General features: G+C 49.0%; 23 protein-coding genes. 4 read left to right on the forward strand and 19 right to left on the reverse strand.

All coding sequences use genetic code 11. The features are described from left to right. Positions 1-102 precede the first annotated feature (102 nt). Entirely contained in the window at positions 103-795 is a 693-nt protein-coding gene (locus tag ABEA66_RS22335; protein WP_345590926.1) for an LrgB family protein, read from the reverse strand. Then, positions 782-1,138 carry a CidA/LrgA family protein gene (locus ABEA66_RS22340; RefSeq protein WP_345590928.1) on the reverse strand — a complete coding sequence of 119 codons (357 nt, stop codon included), beginning with the start codon at positions 1,136-1,138 and terminating at the stop codon, positions 782-784. The genes ABEA66_RS22335 and ABEA66_RS22340 overlap by 14 nt, the downstream gene beginning before the upstream one ends. 118 nt (positions 1,139-1,256) lie before the next feature. Here ABEA66_RS22340 and tlp point away from each other — a divergent pair, with 118 nt between their 5' ends. Next, positions 1,257-1,484 (forward strand): small acid-soluble spore protein Tlp, encoded by a 228-nt coding sequence (tlp, locus tag ABEA66_RS22345; RefSeq protein ID WP_345590930.1) that lies wholly within the window; start codon positions 1,257-1,259, stop codon positions 1,482-1,484. 283 nt (positions 1,485-1,767) lie between these two features. On the opposite strand, the gene rnz is transcribed toward tlp, so the two are convergent. Together rnz and metH are read right to left on the reverse strand one after the other, a co-directional pair. Further along, on the reverse strand, positions 1,768-2,733 hold the full coding sequence (gene rnz / locus ABEA66_RS22350; RefSeq protein WP_345590932.1) for a ribonuclease Z: 966 nt from the start codon (positions 2,731-2,733) through the stop codon (positions 1,768-1,770). 81 nt (positions 2,734-2,814) lie between these two features. Further along, complete coding sequence (metH, locus tag ABEA66_RS22355; protein ID WP_345590934.1) at positions 2,815-6,258, reverse strand: methionine synthase; 3,444 nt, start codon at positions 6,256-6,258, stop codon at positions 2,815-2,817. Between the two features lie 264 nt (positions 6,259-6,522). Here metH and ABEA66_RS22360 point away from each other — a divergent pair, with 264 nt between their 5' ends. After that, positions 6,523-7,065: a 1,2-dihydroxy-3-keto-5-methylthiopentene dioxygenase gene (locus tag ABEA66_RS22360; protein WP_192701527.1), complete on the forward strand. Its 543-nt coding sequence runs from the start codon at positions 6,523-6,525 to the stop codon at positions 7,063-7,065. A 131-nt stretch (positions 7,066-7,196) separates the two neighbouring features. Here the strand turns inward: ABEA66_RS22360 and ABEA66_RS22365 are convergent, their stop codons facing one another. The 4 genes from ABEA66_RS22365 to ABEA66_RS22380 form a co-directional block, all read right to left on the reverse strand. After that, positions 7,197-7,991 (reverse strand): HAD family hydrolase, encoded by a 795-nt coding sequence (locus tag ABEA66_RS22365; RefSeq protein ID WP_079909092.1) that lies wholly within the window; start codon positions 7,989-7,991, stop codon positions 7,197-7,199. Between the two features lie 58 nt (positions 7,992-8,049). Then, positions 8,050-8,559, reverse strand: coding sequence for a hypothetical protein (locus ABEA66_RS22370; protein WP_079909091.1), 510 nt, complete (start codon positions 8,557-8,559; stop codon positions 8,050-8,052). Between the two features lie 249 nt (positions 8,560-8,808). Continuing rightward, on the reverse strand, positions 8,809-8,994 hold the full coding sequence (locus ABEA66_RS22375) for a DUF896 domain-containing protein (protein WP_179135935.1): 186 nt from the start codon (positions 8,992-8,994) through the stop codon (positions 8,809-8,811). A gap of 153 nt (positions 8,995-9,147) precedes the next feature. Then, a complete protein-coding gene (locus ABEA66_RS22380; protein WP_256865240.1) occupies positions 9,148-9,510 on the reverse strand; it encodes a LysM peptidoglycan-binding domain-containing protein in 363 nt (120 codons plus the stop codon). 146 nt (positions 9,511-9,656) lie between these two features. Between ABEA66_RS22380 and lexA the strand changes: the two genes are divergently transcribed. Further along, positions 9,657-10,280 (forward strand): transcriptional repressor LexA, encoded by a 624-nt coding sequence (gene lexA, locus ABEA66_RS22385; RefSeq protein WP_345590945.1) that lies wholly within the window; start codon positions 9,657-9,659, stop codon positions 10,278-10,280. A 74-nt stretch (positions 10,281-10,354) separates the two neighbouring features. Here the strand turns inward: lexA and ABEA66_RS22390 are convergent, their stop codons facing one another. The 8 genes from ABEA66_RS22390 to ABEA66_RS22425 form a co-directional block, all read right to left on the reverse strand. Further along, positions 10,355-11,266, reverse strand: a complete 912-nt coding sequence (locus tag ABEA66_RS22390) for an alpha/beta hydrolase (RefSeq protein WP_345590948.1) — start codon at positions 11,264-11,266, stop codon at positions 10,355-10,357. A 56-nt stretch (positions 11,267-11,322) separates the two neighbouring features. Then, positions 11,323-11,937: a TetR/AcrR family transcriptional regulator gene (locus tag ABEA66_RS22395; RefSeq protein WP_345590950.1), complete on the reverse strand. Its 615-nt coding sequence runs from the start codon at positions 11,935-11,937 to the stop codon at positions 11,323-11,325. 179 nt (positions 11,938-12,116) lie between these two features. Then, a complete protein-coding gene (gene glnA / locus ABEA66_RS22400; RefSeq protein ID WP_079909086.1) occupies positions 12,117-13,454 on the reverse strand; it encodes a type I glutamate--ammonia ligase in 1,338 nt (445 codons plus the stop codon). 95 nt (positions 13,455-13,549) lie between these two features. Beyond that, positions 13,550-13,963: a MerR family transcriptional regulator gene (locus tag ABEA66_RS22405; RefSeq protein WP_079909085.1), complete on the reverse strand. Its 414-nt coding sequence runs from the start codon at positions 13,961-13,963 to the stop codon at positions 13,550-13,552. 99 nt (positions 13,964-14,062) lie between these two features. Next, entirely contained in the window at positions 14,063-15,310 is a 1,248-nt protein-coding gene (locus tag ABEA66_RS22410; RefSeq protein WP_345590954.1) for a methionine gamma-lyase family protein, read from the reverse strand. After that, entirely contained in the window at positions 15,303-16,625 is a 1,323-nt protein-coding gene (gene hflX / locus ABEA66_RS22415) for a GTPase HflX (protein ID WP_079909083.1), read from the reverse strand. Before hflX ends, ABEA66_RS22410 begins: the two co-directional genes overlap by 8 nt. Further along, positions 16,622-17,620 (reverse strand): stage V sporulation protein K, encoded by a 999-nt coding sequence (spoVK, locus tag ABEA66_RS22420; RefSeq protein ID WP_079909082.1) that lies wholly within the window; start codon positions 17,618-17,620, stop codon positions 16,622-16,624. Before spoVK ends, hflX begins: the two co-directional genes overlap by 4 nt. Positions 17,621-17,878: 258 nt before the next feature. Next, positions 17,879-18,472 carry a histidine phosphatase family protein gene (locus ABEA66_RS22425; protein ID WP_345590958.1) on the reverse strand — a complete coding sequence of 198 codons (594 nt, stop codon included), beginning with the start codon at positions 18,470-18,472 and terminating at the stop codon, positions 17,879-17,881. A gap of 303 nt (positions 18,473-18,775) precedes the next feature. Here ABEA66_RS22425 and ABEA66_RS22430 point away from each other — a divergent pair, with 303 nt between their 5' ends. Next, the gene (locus tag ABEA66_RS22430; protein ID WP_345590960.1) at positions 18,776-19,558 is read left to right on the forward strand and encodes a GNAT family N-acetyltransferase; all 783 of its coding nucleotides are present in this window, start codon (positions 18,776-18,778) and stop codon (positions 19,556-19,558) included. 74 nt (positions 19,559-19,632) lie between these two features. On the opposite strand, the gene ABEA66_RS22435 is transcribed toward ABEA66_RS22430, so the two are convergent. The 3 genes from ABEA66_RS22435 to ABEA66_RS22445 are packed head-to-tail and all read right to left on the reverse strand — an operon-like array spanning position 19,633 to position 21,697. Then, on the reverse strand, positions 19,633-20,340 hold the full coding sequence (locus ABEA66_RS22435) for a YdcF family protein (RefSeq protein WP_345590962.1): 708 nt from the start codon (positions 20,338-20,340) through the stop codon (positions 19,633-19,635). Continuing rightward, the gene (locus ABEA66_RS22440; protein WP_079909593.1) at positions 20,340-20,735 is read right to left on the reverse strand and encodes a VOC family protein; all 396 of its coding nucleotides are present in this window, start codon (positions 20,733-20,735) and stop codon (positions 20,340-20,342) included. Before ABEA66_RS22440 ends, ABEA66_RS22435 begins: the two co-directional genes overlap by 1 nt. Continuing rightward, positions 20,735-21,697, reverse strand: a complete 963-nt coding sequence (locus ABEA66_RS22445; RefSeq protein WP_345590964.1) for an ADP-ribosylglycohydrolase family protein — start codon at positions 21,695-21,697, stop codon at positions 20,735-20,737. The genes ABEA66_RS22440 and ABEA66_RS22445 overlap by 1 nt, the downstream gene beginning before the upstream one ends. Positions 21,698-21,838: the final 141 nt, after the last annotated feature.

Genomic DNA, 21,838 nt, shown 5'->3' on the forward strand with positions numbered 1-21,838 from the left:
GTAGGCGTTCGCCAGCCCCCGTTCGGGACTTTCACCCTAGAGATGACGCCCATGCTGGGCGTACACAAAAAAACAGAGCGCTGGAAAGCACTCTGTTTACCTTTAATGAAGCCAGGAATATAGCGGAATAAAAAGGATGGACGTAATAATAGCGGCAATCCCCATAGCAAAACCGCTGATGCTGCCCTGAAGCTCCGAGTCTCTTATAATCCTCGCCGTACCAATCCCGTGAGCAGCCGTGCCCATAGCGGTTCCTAGAGAAATATCATCACGGACCCCGCATTTCCTTAACAGGTATGGACCGAACATACTTCCTATTAATCCGGTCAAGACAGTCAGAACCGCCGTAAGCTCCGGGATTCCCCCGGCTTGCCTTGATATTTCCAATGCAATCGGGGAGGTTACCGATTTGGGCATCATGGTCACCATAAGCTCCTTTGAGCCGCCAAGGCTCCAAACGAATCCGGCCGCCAGAACAAGTGCACTGATCGCTCCTGCGGTGATGCCTCCCATAATCGCCCGAAGATGCTCGCGGATGCGCAGCGCATTTTTGTACAGCGGGATGCCGAGTGCTACTGTCGCCGGACCCAGGAAAAAGACCAGCATGTCGCCCCCCTTCTGATAGGCTTCATAAGGAATTTGCGTTACCAATAAAAAAGCAATAATCAAGCCCGAGCTCAAAAATAGAGGATGAAGCCATGCATACCTGCGGTTCAAGCATAACGAAACGGTATAACAGATCAAAGACAGCGCTATCCCGAACAAAGGTTGCCAGGCAAATTCATCGAGACTCATGCTGCTTCTCCCCCTTACGGTTCATCCATTTAACGGTCCATCCCGTTATGAGAAGTACTCCCGCTGTGCTCGCGAATAAACTGACCAACAGTTGAACCGCATAAATCCCTATGTATTGAAAAAAGACCATCGTCCCCACCACAAAAGGAACGAAGAACAGCAGCATATGCTTGATTAAAAATTGACCCGCATCCTCTACCCACTCCAATTTAACGACCTTAAGAAACAGGCAAAGTGTGAATAGAATAAGTCCAATCACATTAGCGGGCAGAGGAATATGTGCGGCCCCATGCAAAACATACCCCAGGAAATAAAATCCGACCAGAATGGTAATCCCTAGCATAGCTGTCTCCTTTCGTATCCGAAGCATGATGAATAATTTTTGCCCTAACGTGGAATCGTATTTTTGGTATGCAATCCCGTATACCCATATGAATATGATAAGGGAGCTGAATGTACTCATGGCAAAACCGGATAATCGTGCCGACAATGCGGCACATTTGCAAAAAAGCATCAACAACACTATTGAAAATATGGAGCAAACCGAAGAATATTTAGCGGAACATGCCGAGGAAATCAGTCCTCAAGAGAAAGAAACCCTGCAAGCTAAAAATGAGCGCAGAGAACAAAGTCTCGACGCATACCGCGAAGAAATGAGAGACGAAACCGCTCATCAAGAGTCGCAATAACATCAATATGCCGGATTCACAAATAGCCCCATCTTCGATGGGGCCATTCTGTTGAAAAAATCTATAGGGCTTGAACTACGGCCAATATACTCCGATGGGGTATCCCCCTCCAGCCGCTATTGAAACCCGTGAAAGGGATTATAGTTAGCGGTATTTTCACGGGTTTCAAAGGCGGACGTAAACTCCTCCGAGGTCTACCCCATCTCTATATCTAGCATAGTTCACACAGAATAGGTTTTTTCAAAAACCTGTGGCCCCATCCTCGATGGGGCACTTCCATTTTTTACGGCAAATTCTCAGGTTCTCTTTTGTTTTTGCGCAACACTTCATAGGATGCGTGGTCTCTCGCCAAATGCGTATTGGGATGGATCTGGCGCGCTTCCTCTGTAAGCACCTCAGCCTCATCCTTTTGATACCGTGAGCTGATGTGGGTTAATATGAGCATGCCCGCCCCTGCTTCTTTGGCCGTTCTTGCCGCGTCCATGGCAGTGGAATGATCATAAGCAACGGCCAGGTCCTTCTTCTGCTCCGCAAAGGTTGCCTCATGCACCAGAACATCCGCTCCTCTGGCCAGCTTCAAGGAGTACTCGCAGGGCTGCGTATCTCCCAGAATAGTTACGACCCGTCCGGGATAAGAAGGGCCGATGAAATCCGCTGCCTTCAACTGCTTACCGTCTTCAAGCACGACATCCATGCCTTTCTTGATTTGCCCAAACAATGGACCGGACGTAAGGCCCAGCTCCTTTAATTTCTCAACCAGCAGCCGGCCTTTCTGTAATTTCTCAACGATACGGTAGCCATAGCTGTCAATTCTATGTACGAGGGGCCCAGCACTGACGATGAACTGCTCGTCTTCAAACAGCACGGTCTCCTCAGATACGGTGAATTCCTTAATCTCCAGCTCATAGCCCAAATGCGCTTGGCTGACGTCCAGGGCGGTTCGTACAAATGCTTCCGTTCCCTTCGGTCCGTAAATAGTGAATGGGCTGCCCGAATCTCCCCCTTGGTATGATCGGCTCGTCAATAACCCCGGTAATCCGTATAAATGGTCTCCGTGCAGATGGGTGATAAACAGCTTCTCTACCTTTCCGATCCGGACCGGGGAATGAAGCACCTGATGCTGTGTACCTTCACCGCAATCAAACATCCAATAAACATTGCGTTCCGCAAGCAAATTCAGGATGATGGAAGTCACATTTCTTTCTTTGGAAGGCATTCCGGCCCCTGTGCCCAAAAAATAAATTTCCACGTAAGCTGCTCCGTTTCATTATGTTGGATTATAGGGAAAGAGCGGAGTCCACTTTAGCGAACCCCACTCCATTTATCATGCCTAAACTTTCTCTACATTAAAATAACGGGCCTGAGGATGTGCAAAAACAATCGCCGAAACCGAAGCTTCCGGCTCCATCATACTGCCCTCGGTTAAATGGACTCCAATGTCCTCCGGCTTCAAAAGCGCAAACAACTGCTGCTGGTCGTCCAGGTTCGGACACGCCGGATAGCCAAAGGAGAAGCGTTGTCCGCGGTACTTGGCGCCGAATCGCTCCTGCATCGTCATCTCAGCCGGATCCGGGAAGCCCCAGGTGTCTCTTATCATTTCATGTACCCGTTCCGCCAAGGCTTCCGCTATTTCCAGCGCGGTCGATTGCAGAGCGTGGGAGCGCAAATAATCCCCCTTCTCACGCCATTCAGCGGCTTTTTCGTTAATGCCGTGACCCGCTGTAACCACGAGGAAACCGATGTAATCCATTTCTCCGCTGTCCGTAGATTTCAAATAATCAGCCAGGCAGAGATACGGCTCCGTCTCCTGCCGCGGGAAGCTGAATTTCTGCAGCACCTTCGTGAAATCGTTAGGGTCGTAAACCAAAATATCGTTCCCGGACGATTGAGCAGGGAAGAATTGATACATCCCATGCGCACGGATAATATTTTCTTTCTGTGCCTCGGCTAAAATCCCATCTACCGTTTCCTTCAGCTGCATAGCTTTCGGATCTTTTTCTGCCAGCAGCTTATCAACTTTGCCTTTCAGACCCAGATGATGCCCCAACAGCATCTGCATATTGATGTAAGGCATGATATGGCTGATCGGGTAATCCCGCAAGACGCGGCGCTCCAGATCCGGCGGTACTTGAACGGGCAAGGTACGGTCTACGCTCGATGTTCTGACCCGGGTTAGTTCCGGCATGGTATCCGGCTTTTTCCCCGCTTCCTTCACATCGGATTCCATGCTTTCTCTAAGTTCTCGGACCAATTCTTCTCTCTGCTTAGGATCGCTTAGTTTATTGGCGATATCCAGTCCATCCATCGCGTCCTTCGCATACAGGACCAGGCCTTCGTATTCCGGAGCAATTCGGGTTTTGGTAAACTTCCTGGTTAACGCAGCGCCGCCGACCAGAATCGGTACGTCAATCCCTGCATTCTTCAAATCCTGCGCGGTAATGACCATTTGCTGCGCTGATTTTACCAACAGACCAGACAGACCGATCGCATCCGGCTTTTCCTTACGGTAAGCTTCGATCAGCTGCTCCGGCGGTACTTTGATTCCCAGGTTAATAATCTGGTATCCGTTATTGGACAAGATTATTTCTACAAGGTTCTTCCCGATATCATGGACATCGCCTTTTACCGTGGCCAGCAAAATTTTACCTTTCACGGCACTTTCCGTTTTCTCCATAAACGGTTCCAAGTGGGCAACCGAAGCTTTCATAACTTCTGCGCTTTGAAGCACTTCCGCAACAATCAGCTCGTTGTTATTGAACAGGCGGCCAACCTCTTCCATCCCTTTCATCAAAGGTCCGTTAATGATTTCAAGAGGTGTATATTTCGTCATAGCCTCATTCAAATCTTGAATTAAGCCTTCCTTGGTTCCTTCCACAACGTAAGAACCGAGACGCTCTTCCAACGTCAGATTCGAGATCTTTTCCTTCTTCTCGACCTTCTTCTCACGGAAATGCGCAACGAATTCAGCCAATGTTTCGTCATTCGTATCAAAAATCAACCGCTCCGCCAGTTCTCTCTCATGCTCCGGAATCGAAGCATAGCGTTCCAGGTTCTGCGTATTTACAATGGCGTAGTCCAATCCGACCTTTGTACAATGGTACAAATAGACGGAGTTCAACACCTCGCGGCCAGCTGGCGGCAGCCCAAAGGAAATATTACTCAACCCGAGAATCGTTTTGCATTCAGGATACTTTTCCTTGATCATCCGAATACCTTCGATAGTCTCCACGGCGGAGCCGATATATTGAGGATCTCCGGAACCGATAGGGAACATGTTCGGGTCAAAGATGATATCGGACGGGTTCAAGCCGTATTTTTTGGTCAGAAGCTCGTAAGCCCGATCCGCAACTTCCATCTTAGCTTGACGGGATACGGCTTGACCGCGTTCATCAATAAGAATCATAACAACCGCAGCGCCATATTTATGAATGAGCGGAACGATATTTTGGAACTTGGTTTCGCCATCCTCAAGGTTAATGGAGTTAATAATCGCTTTCCCCTGCGAATATTTCAAGCCCAATTCAATGATATGGTCATATGTCGAGTCAATCATCAAAGGAACCTTTACCTTTTTGACGACTTCCTTCAAGAAGTTTTCCATGGTATAAGCTTCGTCGATATCGGTATCCTGTACGTTAATGTCGATGACCTGCGCACCATTCTTCACCTGTGCACGCGCGATTTCCGCGCCTTCCTCGAATTTGCCTTCTTTCATGAGGCGTTTAAACATACGGGATCCGGAAATGTTCGTACGCTCTCCAACCATGTAAGGGCGGTTTGCATCCTCAAGATAAACGGTCTCAATCCCGGACACAGCGGGGAGATGCCCTTTGGCACTCTCTCTTGGTTTATATTGGGACAGAAGCTCAGCCATCGCACGGATGTGATCCGGCGTAGTACCGCAGCATCCGCCTGCAATATTAAGCCACCCCTGCTCGGCAAAGCCGGCCAGCTTCTTCGCAAGCGACTCCGGAGATTCGTGATACTTCCCGTTCTCATCCGGCAAGCCGGCATTCGGATAACAGCTGACAGCGGTCGTTGCCAAATCGGACAGAGTCCGAATATGGTCTCTCATGAATTCAGGTCCTGTAGCACAGTTAAGTCCGATAGAGACCGGCTTCAGATGCTCCAGGGAAATATAGAAGGATTCGATATTCTGACCGGCCAACGTAGTCCCCATCGGCTCGATCGTCCCGGAAATCATAATCGGCAATTCAATCCCCGTCGTCTCCATGGCTTTGCGAACGCCGATACTTCCTGCTTTTACATTCAATGTATCTTGGGATGTCTCAAGCAAAAGGGCGTCGACGCCTGATTCGATTAATGCCAAGGCTTGCTCATAGTAGCTGTCTACCAGCTCATCAAAAGTAACGCCGCCCGTTACCGACAGGGTCTTGGTCGTTGGTCCAAGCGCTCCGGCAACATAGCGCGGCCATTCCGGCGTGCTGAATTTCCGTGCTGCCTCAACCGCCAACCCAGCGGCCCGCAGGTTAAGCTCACGTGCACGGTCCTGCAAATTATATTCAGCCAGTACTACGCTGGTAGCACCGAAAGTATTGGTTTCAATAATATCCGCACCAGCGGCCAAATAAGCTTCATGAATTTTGGAAATGACGTCCGGACGGGTAACGACCAAGTACTCGTTACAGCCATCTAAATCCTCCCCGCCAAAATCAGCCTCGGTCAGATTTTCCTGTTGAATCATCGTGCCCATCGCGCCGTCCAGAATCATAATTTTCTTTTGGAGCTGCTCTTTCAAGGATGGTTTATTCATTGCTCTCTTCCTTTCACCTGCGTCCTTCCGACAACTTCTTCCTTGCATGTCTATTCTATATCCATCATGTATATCACAAAAAGGCGAATAATGTAACCCTAAGTTTAACAGAAACGTTCGTCAATGAAAAGGGATTCCGAACAGGTGTCCATCTGTATTTCTTATAATTCCTATTGGGATAATCGTGAATATCCGATCGACAGATATCAAAAATTGCACTATAATAAGTAAAGAACTAATTTATGATTTGAAAGAGGGATGAGCATGGCAGAAATTCGCATTCGCAGCACTAATGAACGCATCTCCGGCGAAGAAAATGTTAAAGCATTTTTGGATAAGCAAGAAGTATTGTATGAGCATTGGAATCCAGGCAAGCTTCCGGCCCACCTGCAGGAAAAATTTATTCTTAGCGATGAAGAAAAGGCAGAGATCTTATCTACTTTTGAGCCTGAGATCAAAGACCTTGCAAGCCGCCGCGGCTACTTGACTTGGGACATCATCGCACTCTCCGATGCGACTCCGAATCTGGACGAATTGCTGAAAAAGTTCGAGCAGGTTCACACGCACACAGAAGATGAAGTTCGCGCCATTACGGCAGGTAAAGGGATCTTCATTATCAAAGGCACTGATGATGTAGGCTACTTCGACGTTGAGCTGGAAGCCGGCGACGTTATCTCCGTTCCTGAGCACAAACCTCATTTCTTCACCTTGATGGACAATCGCCAAATCGTAGCCGTTCGTTTATTTATTGAAACTGAGGGCTGGATTGCTCATCCGTTCGACGATCCTACCTTCCAAAAGGCCTAACCAAATAACCCCACTCAGTAGGGTATTGGTTCGAAGCCGATTCAGACAATTTGCGGGGAACCCCGATATTATAAAATGGCTGTAATGATTAGAAAAGACCCTCGAACTGAGGGTCTTTGTCGTTATAACAATTAACCAATAGATTGAATAATGCCCTGAATTTCACGCAAGCTTTTGATTTCGTAAGCAGGAATGATTTCATCCGTACGGCTAATTCCATGACGGTTAATCCACATGTTTCGCATGCCTACACGTCCGGAGCCCAAAATATCTGTAGTCAATTTATCCCCAATCATAACTCCTTGATCTGCTGTAATCCCAAGAAGCTCCATTGCATGGTTAAATATAGAGACAGCAGGCTTTCCTTCACCAAAATTCCCGGAAATAATGATATGGTCAAAATATGGGGCCAGATCCGGTACTCCTGCCAGCTTTTCATTTTGCAAATCCGGCGAGCCGTTAGTGAGCAGCAGCAGCTTGTACTTCTCTTTTAACTGCTTCAGCACTTCAAAGGTTTCTTCATAGACAATCGGCCGGTTACGACGCTCAGCTGGAAACAGCTCGCCCAAGCGGTAGCCCAGCTCAGGGTCATCGATGCCCAATGCTTTAAGTCCGCGTGTCCAGGATTCCGTCCGGTAGGTCGGAGCGAGCTTCTGCAGCTTGCGGAAGTTCTCGTTCTCGCCTTCGGTAAAATTAGCCCAGAGTCCCTCAAACGGATTAATTCCGATCATTTTCGTAAATGGAAATGTTTCGTAAGATTCATATAAAGCACGCGCTTCCTTACGAACCGCTTCCTCCAAAGCCGCAGGGTCCAGAGAATAATGCTTGGCCGCTTCCTCGCAAGTCGCCTGGAAAGCTTCCTTTACGCTCCGGTCATCCCACAACAGCGTATCGTCCAAATCAAATAAAACCGCTTGAATGCTCATCCTAGTCTTCCATCCTTTTCCCCATAAAATCTGTAGTGGTTCCCGTCGAAGCCATTGATTATTCGTTCTTCAGCTCTACATGATTCCGAGCCGCAAATTGCTTAAGCTGCTCCGACAACTCTTCCATATTAAATTGGTGGAACAATTTCGTAAATACCCATTTGTTTTTGCCCGTAGTCAAAGCTATCGCTACAGCGTCTTTTTGAATAACGATTTCCTGGATCTGCGCAGGCTCTACCCGCCGATCGCCTCCAAAACGCCGCGAAACGAGGTAGTCCTTACCGACCTTGAGGAAGGGCCGGCGTACCAGGAAAATAAATAAACCTAAGACCATATAGCTCCCGCCGGTCACCCAATACAAACTATCGTTCTGGTAGTTATTGCGAAAAGCGATAAAGCAGAAAATGCCGACGCAAACCAGCAGTAAAGGCATGAACCAGCTTCTCCCGCGTAACGTAACCGCTCCGTCCGAGGAGGATTCGCTCAATAAAGGCTTGCCTTGCTTGGCCCGGGCCTTATTGACCTTCTTAGAGTTTTTAAGAACCATCCGTTCCCATTTACGAGACATATCTCAATCTCCTTATAAAAGTACTGTATGAATACGCCAAAAAGTTGGAGTACCCGGAGTATCAAGAAGGCAGATACTACCAAACCATCCAACATAGGAATCATCTATTCAGTTATCGAAACATGAGCCAGTGCGATATCCCGGTGTATAAACCGGATCTTGTATTATCGTCATACCCAAGACTTGCTTGGAAAATGCCATATTGCTCTGCTCCACTGCTCCAAACTGCATGAAATGAAGTCCCCCTAATTATTGCTTGTTGTCATCATCAACGAATTTGATGTTCTCCAGCTGGTTGCGCAAATTGCTCTTAAATGCGTTAATATAACGCTTTCTAAGTTCGTTGCGTTCTTCGAGCTCTTCGTCTGTCAGCCCCACTGATTTCGCTTTGCGTGCCAACTCATTAATCCGTTTAATGTACTGATCGTGTTCCATTTCGTTCATTGTAATCCTCCTGGTCATGTCAGGCTTGATTCAGGCGCATTCCGGCTCTTTCTCAAGCACAGCTAAAAATGCATCAAATTATACTTTGACATTACAGGATTCGATTGTCAAGTGCAGTCGAAACAGAAGTAAGAACAACAAGGCTTAAGGCAGAACCAGGACTTGACCTACTTGAAGTACATTAGACTTCAAGTCATTCACTTTCTTCACTTCGTACATATAGTCACGGACATTGCGTCCCTTTCCCGCGTACTTGCTCGCAATCCCCCATAGCGTATCTCCTTTGACGACTTCGACGGTTTGCTCCAGATGGCTTCCGGTGTCAGCCGCAAATGCGTCCGAATTCCCGCCAATAAAGGAAAGGCAAATGCTGGCTATCAGGATCACTAACGCAATGACAAACAGCCCCCTCATTCTCCTCTTGGTACCGTTGGGATTTTCCCCTCTCCGTCTGTTTCCTTGCACCGAGACAACCGAGTTTGTAAGTAATTGTTCATTCATATACATGATCACGACCCCCAAACATTTGTTCTGTTTTTATAATAACGCGAACATTTGTTTGTGTCAATGCTATTTTTCGAACTTATGTTTGTACGAACTCCGGTTCTGTGATATAATTTGGTTAATTATTACCAATACTGGAGTGATACTTGATGAGCAAACTATCCAATCGGCAGCTGGCGATATTGGAATTTATTAAGAACGAAGTGAAAGATAAAGGCTATCCTCCATCCGTACGTGAAATTGGAGAAGCCGTTGGACTAGCCTCCAGTTCGACTGTTCACGGACATTTGGAGCGTTTGGAGAAGAAGGGTCTGATCCGCAGAGACCCTACCAAGCCTCGCGCTATTGAAATTACGGATGGCTCATCGACGGAAGGAAGCCAATTCGCTCTTTCCGTTTCCAGGGTACCTTTGATCGGACGCGTAACAGCTGGTGTACCTATTACGGCTACGGAGAACATTGAAGACTACTTCCCTCTGCCTTCGCATTATGTCGGAGATCATAACGTGTTTATGCTCAGCGTAATTGGCGACAGTATGATTGATGCAGGGATTCATAACGGGGACTACGTCATTGTTCGCCAGCAGCAATCGGCTAATAATGGAGATATCGTCGTTGCCATGACGGAGGATGACGAAGCCACGGTCAAGCGCTTCTTCAAGGAGAAGGATCATATCCGCCTTCAGCCGGAGAATTCCACCATGGAGCCCCTTCGACTCAAGCATGTGACCATTCTTGGCCGTGTTGTAGGCGTATTTCGCGACATTCACTAAGATGATTCCCAAGTATAACGGAAGGAAGCCAAGATGCAGGCGGCACCTGTACCTTGGCTTCTTTTATATTCCTTCTATTTATGCAAACGGCCTGTAACGAACCCGCCGATATGCCGTATAGCCTCCTCTCCTTCCGGCAAGATGCCTGCCAATTGCTGAAAAACGCACCACATCTGATCCCAAACCTCCAACGTGACATCAACCCCGGAAGCCCTTGCTTTGTCTGCCAATCGGGTACATTCGTCGAGCAGCACCTCTTGATCCCCTACTTGAATAAGTAAGGGAGGCAGTCCTTGCAGATTCTGGTTTAATGGCGACATTAACGGCGGCTTGGGCGATAAGGAGCCCAAATAATACTCCGCACACAACCTGGAGCTTTCCAGGCTACCTAGCGGGTCCGAGCTCGCATGGCTGATATAGGATTCACTATCAAAGTATATGAAGTCCGTATGGGGCGACAGCAGGAAAGCTCCAGCCGGCAGCGGGTCCCCTGCATCACGTAAAGTCAATAAAGTCATCAATGCCAGGCAGCCGCCGACAGAGTCTCCCCCAAGCATGATTTGCTTGCTGGGTATTCCCTGCTGCATCAGCCAACGGTAGGCTGCTAAACAATCTTCATTAGCTGCAGGATAACGATGCTCAGGAGCAAGACGGTACTCAATGACAAGCACTCGGGTACGGCTCTGTTCGGAGATTCGGGCCGCCAGATCCCTATGGGTATCGCATGAGCCCGAAATAAACGCGCCTCCATGAAAGTACAAGATGGCGTCATTACCATCTTCGGCCGCCTCTCCGGCCAAAACCCATTCCCCTTGGATATGGCCGACCATAACTCGTTCCGTCTTCACACCAGATAGCTTGGGCAGCGCTTGAACTGCCTCCCTTTCCTCCGAGCGAATTTGTTCTACGGTTTTTCGGGTAAAGGTAAACGATTGCCTGAGATGCTGCTTAATGGCCGCTAGAGTTTCCTTGCTGGATGATTTCATGTCATTTCCCCCCACATTTTAGTACTGAATATTCAGTATTAATAAATTAAAAAAAATTACTGATGATCCTTATGGTAAGCTCCATGTGAAGACATGAAAATGGAAAGGAATAATTCATCAAACCGCTTCTTCTCAATATCAAAATAACGAATCCACGATTCCGAATAGCATAAATACGCGAACAGAGGGATAATCCCCGTAAAAAATTCCGCGATCCGTCTTTCGTCAGGATCATACGCTTGATCTGTCTCGGCAAGACCCATCCGGGATTGCTCAGCCTGGATCATCGTTTCCACTACTTTATAGATGACAGGCTGTTCGTTGGATTTCTTGAGCGAATCGATAAACATGATACGGATCACATCGGAATTTTGTACCGCAAACTCCCTATAAATCGTCTGCAGCCTGCTTTGCATAGTGTTTGCTTTAGAATCATGAGTATCGGTCTTCGCTATCTGAAGCAGCTCACGATATTCCCGGATGAAATCCTCGTACAACACTTCCAGTATTTGGTCTTTGCTATTAAAATGGTAGTAAATCAAGGATTTGGGAACATGCGCTTCCTCCGCTATTTGATCGATTCTGGCTCCTTCAAAGCTTTTCTCTGCAAATACCCGGGCGGCGGCTTGTAAAATCCGTTTCCTCGCATCGGGTGTGTTCGTTCGTGTCATTTGTTCACCCTCATTTAGTACTGATTGTTCAGTACTAGTATATAACTTTATTTTGCATTTGTAAATATATGGTTTGAAATCACGTTGCTGCGAATCGCCTCTGCCCGCCAGCACATCATAAAAGCCCGGAACCTGAAGGTCCCGGGCCATAGTGAATACTCAGCGAGATTTATCTTAACTTAGTATAGCGTCAAATACTGCTCCCGCTCCCAAGCATGCACTTGAGTACGATAAATATCCCATTCAATCTCTTTCAATTCTACAAAATGCGCCAATGCGTGATCGCCTAGGGCATCACAGATGACATCATCCCGAAGCAGCTCATCCAGAGCCTGCTTCAAATCAACCGGAAGGCTAGGAATGCCCTGCTCCTCGCGTTCCTCTTCGGACATGACATAAATGTTGCGGTCTGTCGGAGGAGGAAGCTGCATTTTGTTCTTAATGCCGTCCAAACCGGCTCTAAGCATGACAGCTAGCGCCAAATACGGGTTGGCAGCAGGGTCCGGGTTACGAACCTCCACGCGAGTGCTTAAGCCGCGGGAAGCCGGAATACGGATCATCGGGCTGCGGTTGCTTGCGGACCATGCTACATAGCAAGGAGCTTCATAGCCGGGCACAAGACGCTTATAAGAGTTCACCGTAGGATTCGTGATGGCCGCAAAGGCGCGAGCGTGATGCAAAATGCCTGCCATGTAATGTCGGGCTTCAGCACTTAAACCCAGTCTATCGCTCTCATCGTAGAACACATTTCTTTTGCCGTTAAACAGCGATTGATGGCAGTGCATACCCGAGCCATTGACGCCGAACAGCGGCTTCGGCATAAAGCTGGCGTGCAAACCATGCTGTCTTGCTACCGTCTTAACAACCAGCTTGAAGGTTTGAATCTGATCCGCCGCTTTAATAGCATCGGCATATTTAAAGTCGATTTCGTGCTGGCCTGGAGCCACTTCATGGTGGGAGGCTTCAATTTCAAAGCCCATTTCCTCCAAGGTCAATACGATCTCGCGGCGGCAGTTTTCACCCAGGTCCATTGGAGCCAGGTCAAAATATCCGCCTTGATCGTTCAATTCCATGGTCGGATTGCCGTTATCGTCGGTTTTGAACAGGAAAAATTCCGGTTCAGGTCCTACATTCATAGCAGTGTAGCCCATTTCCTCGGCTTCCTTCAGCGCAGCCTTTAGAATACCGCGAGGGTCTCCAGGGAATGGCCGGCCATCCGGCAAATAAATATCGCAAATCAAGCGGGCGACCCGATCTTCCGTTACCCATGGGAAAATGACCCATGTACTTAGATCTGGATACAGGTACATATCGGATTCCTCAATACGAACATAGCCTTCGATAGAGGAGCCGTCGAACATCATTTTATTGTCCAATGCCTTCTCAAGCTGGCTTACCGGAATCTCCACATTCTTGATCGTCCCCAGCAAATCGGTAAATTGCAAGCGGATAAACCGAACGTTTTCTTCCTTTGCTATGCGCAAAATATCCTCTTTTGTGTATGTTTTCTCAGTCACGGTCCATTTCTCCTCCTTGAGATTATGTAAACTAACAGAGCATGTTCGTAAGACGAACTCTTACACAATCGAAAGAACATGCTCTAGAGAAGCTTTTATTTCTTGAAGAAGCGCGATAGCTCGCCTTGGATCAAGGATACTTGACCCGGCCGCTTGCCGCCGCCTAACAGCTGCTGCTTCAGCATGCGGTGCAGCTGGGTATCCGTTAATTCTCTTCGCTTCACTTCGGACTGTTCGTTCAGTACAGTTGCTTCCTCCGAATCCTTGGAGACAGGCAGGAGCACTTGCTTAATGCCAGCAATGTTGACCCCTTTTTCGATCAAGTCCTTGATTTCCAATAAACGCTCTACATCATTAAAGGAATATAGCCGCTGGTTGCCTCCGGTTCTTGCCGGAATGACAAGCTCATGCTGTTCATAATACCGGATCTGCCTAGCGGTCAGATCGGTCAATTTCATTACGATTCCAATCGGAAAAAGCGCCATATTACGGCGAATATCATCACTCATGACCTGTTCACCCCTGTAATCTAAAAACCTAGCTTCATTGTAACCTCACTACATAAATGTGTCAAGTTATGTTAGGTTTATGAAATGTGTCAGCATTAATTACAGTAGGCCGCGGTCTATCATATTTTGCAATGCGGTAAGCACACCCAGCTTGCAGTGGGAATAGGTTAGCCCGCCCTGCATGTAGGCAATATAAGGCTCGCGGATAGGCGCATCGGCGGACAGCTCCAGGCTTCCCCCTTGAATGAAGGTGCCTGCAGCCATGATGACCGGGTGCTCATAGCCTGGCATATCCCAAGGCTCCGGAACGACATGCGCATCCACGGCGGCCGCCTGCTGAATCCCTTGTACGAAGGCAATCAGGTGCCGGTCGCTTGTAAATTGAATCGCTTGAATCAAATCGGTTCTAGGATCATTCCAGTGAGGATGCGTGGTGAAACCAAGCTGTTCAAACACGGCTGCCGCAAAGATCGACCCCTTCACGGCCTGTCCGACCAAATGGGGCGCCAGAAAGAAGCCCTGGTACATACTGCGAATCGTGCCCAGCATAGCTCCAACCTCGCCGCCAATACCGGGAGCCGTCAATCGGTAGGAAGCCAGCTCTACGTATTCGCTTTTACCGGCGATATATCCTCCCGTAGCGGCAAGACCTCCGCCGGGATTTTTGATCAACGAGCCCGCCATCAGATCTACACCCACTTGAGTTGGCTCCATCAGCTCGGTAAACTCGCCATAGCAATTATCTACGAATACGATTACGTCCGGTTTCAGCTGCTTGACAAAACGCACCATCTCACCGATTTTCTGCACCGTAAAAGACGGTCTCCACGAATAGCCGCGGGACCGTTGAATGCCGATCACTTTCGTTTGTTCTGTAACCCGTGTACGGATTTCATCATAATTAGGCGAGCCGTCCTCTAGAAGCGCCACTTCACCATATGCAATGCCCCAATCCTGCAAGGAGCCTTTCCCGTCGCCAGGATTCCCAATCACTTTATGCAGAGTATCGTAAGGACGGCCCGTAATCATCAGAAGCTCGTCCCCCGGTCTTAGAACTCCGAACAGCGCCGTTCCTATCGTATGAGTCCCGGACACAAAATGCGGCCGCACCAAGGCGGCCTCCGCTCCAAACACCTCCGCATAGACCAAATCCAGCACTTCGCGCCCGCGATCATTATAACCATACCCCGTAGAACCGGAGAAATGGTAATCACTGACCTTATGGTTTTGGAAGGCGCGAATTACTTTCCACTGATTTTGATCCACAATACGGTCGATTTCTTTGACCTTCTCTTCAATAACCTGCTCGGCACGCTCCATCCATGCCGTAATGCGTTCGTTAAACATGCTCCGAATTCTCTCCCTCATTCTGTGCCTGATCCATGGCGTATGCAGCCAATAAATACCCCAGCTTATCATATTCTTTATTGTTCACTCTTACCTGCAGCAGCATGTCGCCGCCATCTACCTCATTCTCCAGCACTTCGCCTACACGATAGACCAGAGAGATCATGTCGCCTTTTTCCGCAGGGATACGGAACGTCTTGCATTCTCCCATAAGCCGCGCTTCAATCAGCTCGCCGATCCGCTGCAAATCTTCCTCACGGTAAGCGGAAATCCGCAAAAATTCCCCTTCCGTCGTCAGCATCTCCACCTGTTCCGGTGTACATAAATCCACTTTGTTGAACAGGGTGATCCGTTCCTTGCCGTGAGCGCCAAGCTCTCTTAGAACCTGATCCACGACCTTCATTTGAGTATCCATCATTTCCGAGGAAGCATCCACGACATGAAGAATCAGATCGGCTTCGCAGGCCTCTTCCAGAGTCGCGCGGAATGCGGCTACAAGATCATGCGGCAAATTTTGAATAAACCCTACCGTATCCGTCAGCACGATTTCTTTGCCTCCCGGCAGCTCGAAAGTGCGTGAGGTCGGGTCCAAGGTAGCAAAAAGCTGATTCTCCACATATACATCAGCTTGAGTCAGCTGCTTTAACAGCGTGGATTTCCCCGCGTTGGTATAGCCTACCAGAGCTACCTGAAAAACTCCCGTCTTCTTACGGCGCTCTCTGTGCAAGGTCCGGTGCCGTACAACCTCCTGCAGCTGCTGCTTCAGCTCGCTGATCCGGTTGCGGATATGACGGCGGTCCGTCTCCAGCTTCGTTTCCCCCGGTCCTCTCGTACCAATACCGCCGCCAAGCCGGGACAGGTTGGCGCCCTGTCCGGAAAGCCGCGGCAGCAAATAGCTGAGCTGTGCAAGCTCCACCTGAATAATGCCTTCCCGCGTTTTGGCCCGGCCGGCGAAAATATCAAGAATCAGCTGGGTGCGGTCGATGATCTTAACGTCGAGAAACTGCTCCAGATTGCGAACCTGCGCGCCGGAGAGCTCCTGATCGAAGATCGCCGTGTTCGCATTATGTTCATCCAATAGCTGCTTCAGCTCCTCGGCCTTTCCTTTCCCTATGAACCATTTGGTATCCACCGTCTCGCGGTTCTGCGACAATGTATCAAGGACAATCACTCCGGCCGTCTCCGCAAGACTCACCAGTTCATTCAAGGAATATTCGGGTGAATAGGCCTCCTGCCTTTTCAAATCCGGAGTAACAAGGCTGACTAATACAGCTCTCTCTTGCTCGTGTTCAATCGTATGTGTTGTTGGTTTCATATAAATTTATAGTTCTCCTTTGCAGGTTTTCGCTCCAGCTTAACATCTTCAGGCCGTATCGTCATCAGATCCTGCTTGCTTGGCTGCTGCGTATGCTGATTCAGCAATCGAACCGCATGATTTCGCATGGCTTTTTCAATCAGGTTGCGAACATACCTTGCGTTGCTGAACGCCACTTCGCTATCGCTCTGCTGCTTCTCATTGACGATTTGCTGACGTATTTTCATTTCAGTCTGAGGGGTCAGCGCATACTCTCTTTCCTTCACCATCATCTCTGCAATCTGCATCAGCTGATCCACCGTGTAATCCGGAAAATCCAGCTGGATGGGGAATCGGGACGGGAGTCCTGGATTTGTTTGCAAAAATTGCTCCATTTCCACCGAGTACCCCGCCAGTATGAGAATAAACTGGTTTTTATGATCCTCCATTGCTTTGACCAGCGTATCTATCGCTTCTTTGCCAAAATCCTTTTCTCCACCGCGTGCCAAGCTGTAGGCTTCATCAATAAATAGAACGCCTCCCAGCGCTTTCTTGACCAATTCTCTAGTTTTCAAGGCTGTATGCCCTATGTATTCGCCTACCAGATCGGCGCGTTCCACCTCAATCAGATGCCCTTTATTCAACACACCCATAGTTTGCAGCAGCTTGGCGATAATACGCGCAACCGTCGTCTTGCCGGTTCCCGGGTTCCCCTTGAATATCATATGATACACCTGGCTATTGGCCATGAGCCCGACTTCAGCCCGAAAACCCGCAATGCGCAGCAGCGCATAAATCTCGAAGACGAGCTCCTTTACGTTGTCCAAACCGACCATCCGATCGAGCTCCTTCATGATCTCCCCGAACTGCCCTTGCTGGGACAACGGTTTGCCATGAAAGTGAGGCTCTGACTCGGCGCTCATACTTACCGGTTCAGGATTACGCAATACCACATTGATTTGATGGGCATTCTTCGTAATCTGGATCTGATCCGTCGGTACGACACGTCCACTCATGCGTATCACCTCTTTACTTGGTGTTAGCAGTATACGCAGAAGCCCAGGTGAATGTGCCCATTTTCTTTTCTTATTGTAAGGCCAATTTGCAAAAATTCAAAATCCGGCCGGAAAGCGGACCGTTTCCTTCATGGGGTCCCTCCCCCTCTCTTAAGCATGGGAGCGTTTCTGATTCTGATTATAAAACAAACCGCCTGATCTTTTGTGGTAGAAAATCGTTACTACCCAAATAATCTCAGAACTATCGTCGGGACGATTCTAGTCCCATACCCGCTGCAGCTCTTCAAACTGACGATGCCGGAAGGTTAGCCGAAACACATCGGGATTCGATAGCTGCTTCCATTGCTCAAACCCTATCCGGCTATCATAGTAGTTTAATAAGATCGCAATAAGATTGCCGTGCGAGGCAACCGCATAGGTGCTGTACCCCAGCTCAAGCAGCCCGGTTATAGCCTCAACCGCACGTCCCGCAGCCTCTCTATTGGATTCCCCTCCGGGAAAGCATAAATCCGGTTCCTCAAAGGTGCGTGCCAGGCACTGCAGCCAATCCTCCCTGTTCTCTTCGCTTAGCTTCCTTTCGGAGAATCTCACATCCGTCATCAGAGGTTTATTCATTTTTTCTGCATAAGGTTTCACGCTTTGAACTGCTCTGGTAAAGGGACTCGACGCTACATATTGGATAGGATACGCTGCAAGCCAAGCGGATAACCGTTCAGCTTGAAGAACGCCCTCTGCTGTCAACGGAGCATCGTACGCCTGCCCTTCCGCTTTGCAGTGCCGAATCAAAAAAATGGTTTGCTTGTCACTGTGATGTCCCATTTGCTGCATGTCCTCCGAATCGTAAGACATCATCCTGCTCCCTCCTTTGGGATAAAAATGCAGTTTCCGAATCGAATCAGGCTTACCGATACACTGTATTCAAGGAAATAATTTAATAGTTAATGATGTTAATGATTAATACCATTCATAATCTGAAAAGAAACTGGTTCCTCTTGAAATCCATGATCCATATTATACCATACCCCGCGTAACAGGGATTCTTATTTTGAAGCTTCGACTCTCCAATATCTAATTGACTTACACGCTAATACGAGTGTATATTTATACACAAATTTGTGTTTTTATTCTATCTCACACTAACCAAGGAGGGATATCTTGAGCAAGACGGAACATCAAAGCCTCATAGCTTCCTTAGAACGTTTGGCTGTTCACACCTGGCCTGCTCTAACCGCTCATCCTTATGCAGACTGGCTAGTCCGTGTCTCCGAGGGTACGACCAAAAGAGCCAATAGCGTATGGACATCAACCTTTGGGACCATCCCCAACAATCCAGCATGGCTCGAAGAGGTTCGAAATTTTTATATTCAACAAGACTTACCGCTAATTATCCAGATTAGTGAAGCTTCTCCGGACGGGCTGGATTCACTGCTGGAAGGTCTTTCCTTTGTCAAAGAGGGCGAGAGCACCGTCATGATAGCCGATATAGAGCAAATGATGGAACTTACTTCTCCTGCAAAAGAGCTCCCGCTCCAATATACCGTTCAAGATGAACATAACCGGATATGGCTGACCGATTTTTTGGAAGCAGAGGATTACGGTGCTCATACATACGCCTTCTATAATCGGGTTTTAGCCGGAATCCAGTCCCCCAAAGGATTCGTCAGCATGCACCGTGACCAGCGTACTGCTGCCTTAGGCACATCCGTAATTCAAGGCGATTGGGCGGCTCTCCTCAACGTAGTCGTTCACCCTTCCATGCGCAGACAAGGCCTAGGCCGTTCCCTGCTCCATCAGTTAGCATGCTGGAGCCTGGACCAAGGGGCTGTCCGCATGTATTTGCAAGTGGTCGAGAGCAACACGGCCGCAGTCCGGCTGTACCAAAGCGCTGGCTTCCGTCCACTGTACAAGTATCATTACCGGCGAGAAATCCTTGCCTAGCATGCGAGACCTCGTCGAGATAATCCTTTAAAAGAAAATTTATACAACGTCGGAGTAACCCCCGAATAATATGTCTAGAAATAAGAAGAGCCGATGAACCCCGCTTTGATAGCGGAAGAATCCATCGGCTTTGACTCCAATCCTATCCGGATAAGTAGCTTATCCAATTCCCACTTGGTCCAGGCTAACGTCTCTCGGCTTTTGTGCCAATACATCATCAGAACCTTGCTATCCACTGGGGAGGCTTCAAACTGTTCATACCCAAGAAATGCAGCGATATCCATGGCCCGAACGGCATGGTACCTGTGGGTTATAATCACGGCGGAAGTCCAGCCCTGCTGCTTGAGCAGCTGTTGACAAAACAATAAATTTTCATAAGTGCTGGTAGATTGAGTCTCCATGGTGATCACGCCAGCTGGAATACCTTGTGTGAGCAAATAATTCCTCATTCCTTCGGCTTCCGTAAGCTTGGAGTAGACAGAATCCAGACCGCCCGAGACGATAATTCGGGGAATACGGCCGGACCGGTACAGCTCCACCGCTCTGTCAAGTCTTTCCTTCAAAGCCGGGCTGGGCGTGTCCTTCCATAATGCCGCGCCAAGCACGATGCCTACATCGCCGCGCGCCTGCGGGTTATCGGGGAATGACTCCATTTTCCAAAGTAAAAACACAGCCCATGCCAGCCCGAGAATACACAAGGCAAGCAGCAAACGAAGCAACCGGCTTAGGATGATAATCCATCTTGAAAATATACTGGTCTTCTTCTTTCCCTTTAACCGCACTATGTCCACACCTTCATCCGCTCCGCCAATGTGCCTGTAAACAGCTCCAGCTCTATGCCATCGGGATCGAGGAAATTGATGCTCCAGCCTCCGCCCCGGCAGATTGGTCCTCTGACGATAGGGACACCTTCTTCTTGCAATCTCACGACTGCAGCAGGAAAATCAGCCTCTGCAATAGAAAATGCCAGATGATCCATGCCGCTTGTACATGACTTTGCTCCCGATGGATCATTCGGACGCTGCAGCAAGCATATCCAGGCAGTCCCCCATTCCAAATAAACGTCGCTTAGTCCCCGGTGGACCAGCTTCATTCCCAGGACATCCAGGTAGAACGGCAGAGACTGCGCAAGATCGTTCACTTTCAGCGTAACATGATTGAACCCCGTTACGGGAATCATAGAACACGCTCCCGTCGGGCAGAATCCTCGGAGGCTTGCATCAATGCGACAGCCGTTTCTTCCAGGTAGGACCTCATCATCAGCTTGTTCAGCCAATCGGGAGGAATGGCACGGACCCCATAATAGGCGCCTGCCAGCTGCCCGTAGATGGCTCCTGTGGTATCCGCATCGTCCCCTAGATTTACGGCCATGAGGCAGCCGTCCTCAAAGCTGCTGCTGCGATAAAACGCCCACAATGCCGCCTCCAGTGAATCGATAACATAACCCGTTCCTTTAATTTCCGGAGGCTGCTTGGATTTAAAGGAGCCGTTGGCGACCTGATCGACTTCCGGCACCAAACTACGCTGCTCCCAGTAACCCTCTACCGGTGAAAAACCGGCCGATAGCAGCTCTTCCTTATTCCTGCCCTGCAGAGCCCCAACAATGAGCCCGCCGAAGTAGCGGCATGCATCTACGGACAGAACCGTCCCGTGCGTAGTCAGGGAGCTGTCTCCGGAACGGATTAGCGCTTCCTCCGGATGACTGGCAAAAAACATTGGAACCGGAGCCAAGCGCATCAATGCCCCGTTCCCTGCCGCCATCCGCTTGATCGAGCCGCTGAAGGGCTCCAGCGTCTCCTCATACCGCTCCAATGCTGCTCTCACCGTATTCCCGATATCAAAGCAGGTCCCGGTGGAGCTTAAGTACCCCTCCCTGTACCAGCGAACGTAGCGCTCCATTTGATCCGCCGGATGAAACATCCGGCAGTGGAGCAGGCTTTCCGCCAAGCATAAAGCCATGGAAGTATCATCCGTCCACTGTCCTGCCTCCAATTGAAACAGGCCTCCTCCGATCATGTCGGTTATAGCCTCGAAGCTGCCGGGCGGACGAAACTCAAGTGTCGTACCTAAGGCATCCCCGGCGGCCAGTCCAAGCAAGCAGCCTTGATATCTCTCCGATTTGGTTATGAATGATGTCACAGACTTCCTCTCCTTTCGTCCATTGACCCTTCGCTATTGGTGTGCAGGCACGAATCGCCGTCAGAAGGAAAACAGCGCGGAACCTCTTCCACGCTGCTCATGTTCATTCCTATGTGTATGCAAGCCGAGGACCGGGTATCA

The sequence above is a fragment of the Paenibacillus vulneris genome (genome assembly GCF_039543185.1).
In the GTDB taxonomy this organism is placed as follows: domain Bacteria; phylum Bacillota; class Bacilli; order Paenibacillales; family NBRC-103111; genus Paenibacillus_S; species Paenibacillus_S vulneris.